This is a genomic window from Klebsiella sp. 141162 (assembly GCF_050600755.1).
Lineage (GTDB): Bacteria > Pseudomonadota > Gammaproteobacteria > Enterobacterales > Enterobacteriaceae > Klebsiella > Klebsiella aerogenes.
The window spans coordinates 196,231-202,306 of the sequence record NZ_JAQIRI010000008.1 but is presented as its reverse complement, the minus strand read 5'-3'; the positions used below and the strand labels follow the sequence as shown (position 1 = coordinate 202,306).

The following is a 6,076-nucleotide window of genomic DNA, read 5'->3' as shown; positions in this document are numbered from 1 at the left end:
GATACGCCGGAATACAAAAAGGAACAGGAAAAGTATGGCACCGGCAGCGACATTCAGCGCGGCATCCAGGCAGCAACTGCAGCGCTTCAGGGGCTCGCGGGCGGTAATTTAGCGGGTGCACTGGCGGGGGCTTCAGCACCGGAGCTGGCGCATCTGCTGAAATCGACAGAAGATAACCCTGCTGTCAATGCCATAGCACACGCGATCCTTGGAGGTGCGGTTGCTGCGCTTCAGGGAAATAGCGCAGCAGCGGGTGCGATTGGTGCAGGGGGCGGAGAGCTGGCGGCACGTGCTATTGCCAATATGCTCTACCCTAATGTAGATAAACTTTCTGAAGAACAGAAGCAGACAGTCAGTGCGCTGGCGAGCATATCTGCGGGTATGGCTGGAGGGATCGCTACAGGGAATACAGTTGGGGCCGCGACGGGTGCCGGTGCCGGTAAGAATGCGGTGGAGAATAACTATCTGAGCCGTGATGAGGCCGCCGAGAAGGCTTCGCTGGAATACAAGCTGAAAAATGGCTTGCTATCCGGCGATGATAAAGCTAAAGCTGAAGCGCGGCTTGGCCAGCTTGATGAAACAGATAAAGCGCGTGATGCAGCGATAGCGGCGGCATGTCCGCCGGGAAGTAAGAGCAGTGGTGCCTGTGGCACACTGGTTGGCCCGGCGCAAAAAGCGCTAGCCGAGTATGGCGAAAACGTTACTTACTCGTTGTTGTATAAAGACCTGTATCCGCAGGATACGAAGAACCTGGAAACGGTGCTTCAGGGACTGGATGCCGGCAGTATCACCCGCGATCAGGCTATCACCGAGATAGCGAAAGCGTCAGGGGTAAGCTGGGAAACAGCGGCAGAACGTTATGATACGGCGCTACAAACACAGGCTATTGTCGGAGCGATTGCAGGGTTCAAAGGGATTGGTTCAGTAAGTAAAACTGTTGTCGTTGAAGTAGCCTCTGGTGAAAAAGTCAGTATGGCAACGAAAGGGAAAGTTACTGAAGTGACTTATCCCGATGGACTCAGCTTTAAAATTGAACAGCCTGAACATCTGTCTCAACTTGCAGGCTACTCACAGAAAAAAGGGATCACAGGTGCACATAATGCGGACGCTTTTTATTCAACTGTAAGTGAAAAAGGAGTAAAAATCGTAGGTGAATCTCAAACTGGTGTGAAGGGAATAACAGAAATTCAGTATCAGATACCTGAGTATGATCGTGCTGGTAACGTGATTGGTTATAAAGAAAAACCACTCACTAAAACTATCTATGATCCCAAAGTATTTTCGGAGCAGAAAATTCTTGATTTAGGTCAGCAGGCGGCTGCTAATGGGTACAAAGCAGCTCTGGCCTCAGGGGCAAGAGAATACACGGCAAATGCTGGCGGAGTGAATTTTAGAGTCTATCTTGACCCTAAAACAGGAACAATAGAGAATTTCTTCCCGGTGACAGTAAAATGAATGAATATATTTTTACACATATAGACTATGACAACGATCCAGAATGGGCTATTAAGGATTTTTTTAACTCAATAAATCTTTATGGAAAATTTATATTTGGAATTCAATATGTTGTAAATAAAATTGGTTTTGTAATCGACGAAACTTATTGCACTTTTCCTGATTGGGAAGATCCAGATCCTGAATGTCATTTTAAAGGGATAATATTTGGTGTCTGGGGAGGAGAAATTATTGTTCCTGAGCCAATAGGATTTAAATATGTTCGTCTGGCCTGTGAAAAATATCTTCAGTTACACCCTGAAGATACTGAAAAAGTAAACGAGTTACTGGCTAAAATCCCATCCTGAGTAAAGATCCCGGCCCCAGCGCCGGGATCGTTTTATTAGCCATCAGCCTTACCCAAAATGCCCGTTCCCGCGCTTGATCAGCGGCACATCTCCGGTGTCGTTCAGCGCCCCGGAGATGCCTTGAACCACTGGGTTAATTTGGGTCGGTTGACGCTGGCAACGCTTAAGCCCTCGGCGCAGCCGTACAGCTCGCGAGTGTTCTGGGTGGTGATAACGATGCAGTCGGGCATAACCTCACCCCCACCTCACCCCCACCTCACCCCTACTGCACTGGCTGCGCTCGGCTCGCAGCCGCAGTGCTCCTTGCTCGTTCCCGTGCTCGCCATTTCCGCCCCGTGCGGCCCCGCCGAGGGCCTCCCTGCTTAAACCTTTGCATGCGAACCCTGCGGGTTCGCACTCCGGCGAACCCGGTCCAGTAAGGAAACAGGTAATGGCAGAAGCTGACGCCGCTGCTATGATGCGGGAGTTGCAGGTACAGACACCACGGCGGGGCGGTAGCGTGTCGTGGGGCAAAAACGCGTATCGGGGCTTATGTGCCCGGATATCAAAACGCATCAACAAAAACCGGTTGTAACTGCAGGAAAGCACAGGGAAAATCCTTCTCCGGCGGCTGACTTCACGGCAGACAAAGTTGTTGTGGAGAATAACTTTTTGGGTGATAAGGACATCACGACCTTCACCGAAAAGTACGCAAATGCGAAGACGGAGGCCGAGAGAGAACAGCTACTGTCTGACCTGAAAAAGCTGGATGCAGATAAGCAAAAACAAGCCCTTGCTACAGCTATCCCGGTTAATGAGCAGAAAGCAGAGCTGGAGAAACTGAAAGTTCTACAAGCCTCGCCGGAGTGTAATACTCAGTGTCAGGGACTGGTTGCTTATTCGATCTCTGAACTTGAACCGGTGGCGAATAATACAGAGCTGCACAAGAACAACCTGAGCAAAGCGGTTCTTGCGTCGGTGATTGTGGCGTTTACACTAGATAAACCATCATCAGGAAACGGAAAGGCTTCTCAGGGAACAGCGGCTACGGGTAAGTCTGGTTCGTCGGCTATTGATAGTATTGTTAAGGGAGGTGAACAGGCGGGGAAAAATCTTGCTAAAAGCGAAACTGCACTTCTTAATGATGCCAGCAAGCAATTAGATAAATATGTAAATTCTTTTGCGGGTAGCAAGTACAAACCAGCGACAGCAATTGGTGCCGTTGATCCTCTAACAGGAAAAATAGTGACGACATCTAATGGCGCTGTACCTACCGTAGTTGCTCCAGAGTTGCAGGCCTATGCTGATAAGTTAGGCGGGTTGGGAGTAAAAACTGCGTGTGGAAATACATTAGGCCGTTGTGCGGAGTTTAGAGCAGCAAATGAGCTTTTATTGGCAAATCCAAGTTTAAAACTTAAAGATATTCAGTTCACTCCTGCGATTCGACCAAGAACCGGAGAAGTGGTTCCTCGTTGTGAAAACTGTAAAAACATATTTGGTGCTGAATAATGATGTATATGGATGATGATTTTTTAGAAAATGATTTGGACTGGTTTTTATCCGGTCAGGATGGCTTTTTAGCTCACTTTGCAACTGGTGGGAAAGGCCCAGTTCCAGATAAAATTAAAGAATCTATTGATAATTATGAATTAATTTATGATTACTTCTATTCTCTGGAGCCTTTATCTGACGTCGAGGTTATTGAATACAATCTTCCTGATTTTTCAGATGAGGAACAGCGCTCTCGTTATTTGAAGTCATTCATAGAAATGTCACGTAAAGGATTATTTAGTTATGACTATAGGAATGGCGAGTATAAGTTAATATCAAAACCTCTATACCCGTTGAGATATAGTGTATTACCAGATGATATAAAAGGAGTTATTTATATCTCACCTGAAAATATCTCATGAGTGGAATAAGCTGACTATATAACATGACGATCCCGGCCCCAGCGCCGGGATCGTGTTATCAGCGGCTATGCTCCCGAAAAATGTCCCTTGCCACGCTTGATCACCGGCAGATCGCCGGTGTCGTTAAGCGCGCCGGGGAAGGTCTTCAGCCACTGAAGCATCTTTGCCCGGTTGACGCCCGCGACGCTTAAGCCTTCGGCGCAGCCGTACAGCTCGCGGGTGTTCTGGGCGGTGATGATGATGCAGTCCGGCGTCACCCGGGTCCGGAGCGGCATCCCGTCAGTAAATCCCGCCTGCGGTATCCACTCGCCGCGCAAAAATATCGCGTTATGCACGGCCCGGCTGTCCTGGGAATCCAGGAAAAACCGTCTTTCCTCAAAGCTGGTCAGCAGACAAGGTTGTCCATGTTGTGGGCGACATAGCTACTTCACCCGATACTCAATGGTTTGCCCAGACAGGAACTGGCGGAGCGTATACAAACGCAGGAAGACCGGCAAGATGGGTTGCTTGGGAAGAACGAGGTGGTGTTAGAGTTCGTGTGGTATACGAGCCAGCTAGTGGTAAAATAGTAACGGCGTTCCCGGATAGTAATCCGACTCCTCCAACTTTAAAACCTATTTAGAAATAGTGTGGGTGTAATGGATATTAATGACAAAATTAGATCATTAGGTGAAGGATTAAAGGATCGGCTGGAACCTTCGTTAGTTGACTTTGCTCTTGATTATATTGGGTTCTCAGAGAATGTATTAGCGTTCGAAACGCTATGTGATCACATCGCTGATCATGATGTTGTGATCAGTAAAGATGAGTACACACAGGTGCTTAAAATAGCGAATGATCTTGGTCTGGAAATAGATAGTAGGTATACATATATAAATCCAGAAAAATAATAACCTTAAATCTATAAATAATCCCGGCCACCACGCCGGGATCTTTTTACCCGTCAGCCCCTGACTGGCTCGATCACCAGTCGTCCCTGTTCCATGCTGACCATCACCGGCGTATCGGTGCTGAATCCCGCTTCTGCCAGCTAGTTGCCGTTCAGGCGCCGGCTGGGGCTAAGGAAGAGAAAAAATCCGGTCTGATGGGCACCGGCGGTATCGGGATCAGTATCGGCAGTAGCAAAGCTACCCACGATTTACGCGAGGCGGGCACCACGCAGAGCCAGAGCTTCAGCACCATCGGATCTACGGGCGGTAACGTGGTTATCGCTGCCGGAAACCAGGCGCACATCGGCGGCGCAGACCTGATTGCCTCCACGGCCACGGCGGACAAAAACAGCCTCGATACCGGTACGCTGGGCTTCAGCGACCTGCACAACGAAGCGGACTTCAAAACCCAGCACTCAGGCATCAGTATCAGCGGCGCGGGCAGCTTCGGCGACCAGTTCAAGGGCAATATGCCGGGCGGGATGATTGCGGCGGCGGGCAACAGTGGGCATGCCGAAGGCACGACTCAGGCCGCTGTGGCTGACGGCACCATCACCATTCGCGACAAGGATAATCAGAAGCAGGATGTGGCGAACCTGAGCCGCGACACCGAACATGCCAACGACAGCATCAGCCCGATCTTCGACAAGGAGAAGGAGCAGAACCGTCTGAAGGAAATCGGGATGATCAGCGATATCGGTGGTCAGATGGCGGATATCGCACGGACGCAGGGGGAGCTGAATGCGCTGAAGGCTGCGCAGGATAAATACGGGCCTGTACCGGCGGATGCGACGGAAGAACAGCGGCAGGCATATCTGGCAAAACTGCGTGATACGCCGGAATACAAAAAGGAACAGGAAAAGTATGGCACCGGCAGCGACATTCAGCGCGGCATCCAGGCAGCAACTGCAGCGCTTCAGGGGCTCGCGGGCGGTAATTTAGCGGGTGCACTGGCGGGGGCTTCAGCACCGGAGCTGGCGCATCTGCTGAAATCGACAGAAGATAACCCTGCTGTCAATGCCATAGCACACGCGATCCTTGGAGGTGCGGTTGCTGCGCTTCAGGGAAATAGTGCGGCAGCGGGTGCGGCAACCGGTGAGCTGGCCGCGAGGGCGATTGCTGGTATGCTGTATCCGGGCGTGACGGACTTGTCCACGCTGACGGAAGCGCAGAAGCAGACGGTCAGTACGCTGGCAACTATTTCAGCAGGAATGGCAGGCGGTCTGGCCGGGGACAGTACGGCTTCAGCGGTGGCGGTGGCGGGGGCGCAGGGCGGAAAGAACGCGGTTGAGAATAATGCGCTGAGCCTGCCGAAGGGACTGAATGATTATGGTCAATCGGTACAGTCATTCGCACAATATGCACAGGACAACAATCTTTCGCCGGAGCAGGTACAGGCCGGGTTAAAGGATATTGTGCGCGGTGATTTGCCGGAAAGCGCGGATATTATCAA

At 50.6% G+C, this 6,076-nt stretch carries 8 protein-coding genes and 2 pseudogenes; 7 read left to right on the top strand and 3 right to left on the bottom strand.

Annotated elements, in window-relative coordinates; translation table 11 throughout:
• Both PGR23_RS19850 and cdiI read left to right on the top strand, forming a co-directional pair.
• The coding region (locus PGR23_RS19850; RefSeq protein ID WP_430915649.1) for a VENN motif pre-toxin domain-containing protein at nt 1–1,455 on the top strand (1,455 nt) is incomplete at its 5' end.
• Nucleotides 1,452–1,802: a ribonuclease toxin immunity protein CdiI gene (gene cdiI, locus PGR23_RS19845; protein WP_045398321.1), complete on the top strand. Its 351-nt coding sequence runs from the start codon at nt 1,452–1,454 to the stop codon at nt 1,800–1,802. The genes PGR23_RS19850 and cdiI, both read left to right, overlap by 4 nt.
• 101 nt (nt 1,803–1,903) lie before the next feature.
• Here cdiI and PGR23_RS19840 read toward each other — a convergent pair whose 3' ends face one another.
• Entirely contained in the window at nt 1,904–2,032 is a 129-nt protein-coding gene (locus PGR23_RS19840; RefSeq protein WP_263303199.1) for a hypothetical protein, read from the bottom strand.
• Nucleotides 2,033–2,306: 274 nt separating this feature from the next.
• Here PGR23_RS19840 and PGR23_RS19835 point away from each other — a divergent pair, with 274 nt between their 5' ends.
• Together PGR23_RS19835 and PGR23_RS19830 are read left to right on the top strand one after the other, a co-directional pair.
• Entirely contained in the window at nt 2,307–3,290 is a 984-nt protein-coding gene (locus PGR23_RS19835) for a hypothetical protein (protein ID WP_396279901.1), read from the top strand.
• 8 nt (nt 3,291–3,298) lie between these two features.
• Nucleotides 3,299–3,694 (top strand): hypothetical protein, encoded by a 396-nt coding sequence (locus tag PGR23_RS19830; protein WP_072251447.1) that lies wholly within the window; start codon nt 3,299–3,301, stop codon nt 3,692–3,694.
• Between the two features lie 65 nt (nt 3,695–3,759).
• Here the strand turns inward: PGR23_RS19830 and PGR23_RS19825 are convergent.
• Nucleotides 3,760–4,017: pseudogene (locus PGR23_RS19825) on the bottom strand (SymE family type I addiction module toxin); the annotation flags it as partial.
• On the opposite strand from PGR23_RS19825, the gene PGR23_RS19820 reads away from it, so the two are divergent.
• Nucleotides 3,981–4,316: an EndoU domain-containing protein gene (locus tag PGR23_RS19820; RefSeq protein ID WP_080941210.1), complete on the top strand. Its 336-nt coding sequence runs from the start codon at nt 3,981–3,983 to the stop codon at nt 4,314–4,316. The pseudogene PGR23_RS19825 and the gene PGR23_RS19820 sit on opposite strands and share 37 nt — an antisense overlap.
• Before the next feature lie 16 nt (nt 4,317–4,332).
• A complete protein-coding gene (locus PGR23_RS19815) occupies nt 4,333–4,584 on the top strand; it encodes a MafI family immunity protein (protein WP_045398312.1) in 252 nt (83 codons plus the stop codon).
• 53 nt (nt 4,585–4,637) lie between these two features.
• Here PGR23_RS19815 and PGR23_RS19810 read toward each other — a convergent pair whose 3' ends face one another.
• Nucleotides 4,638–4,724, bottom strand: coding sequence for a SymE family type I addiction module toxin (locus tag PGR23_RS19810; RefSeq protein ID WP_072048054.1), 87 nt, complete (start codon nt 4,722–4,724; stop codon nt 4,638–4,640).
• Between the two features lie 216 nt (nt 4,725–4,940).
• Between PGR23_RS19810 and PGR23_RS19805 the strand changes: the two are divergent.
• Nucleotides 4,941–5,933 (top strand): annotated as a pseudogene (locus tag PGR23_RS19805) (VENN motif pre-toxin domain-containing protein); the annotation flags it as partial.
• Between the last annotated feature and the right edge of the window lie 143 nt (nt 5,934–6,076).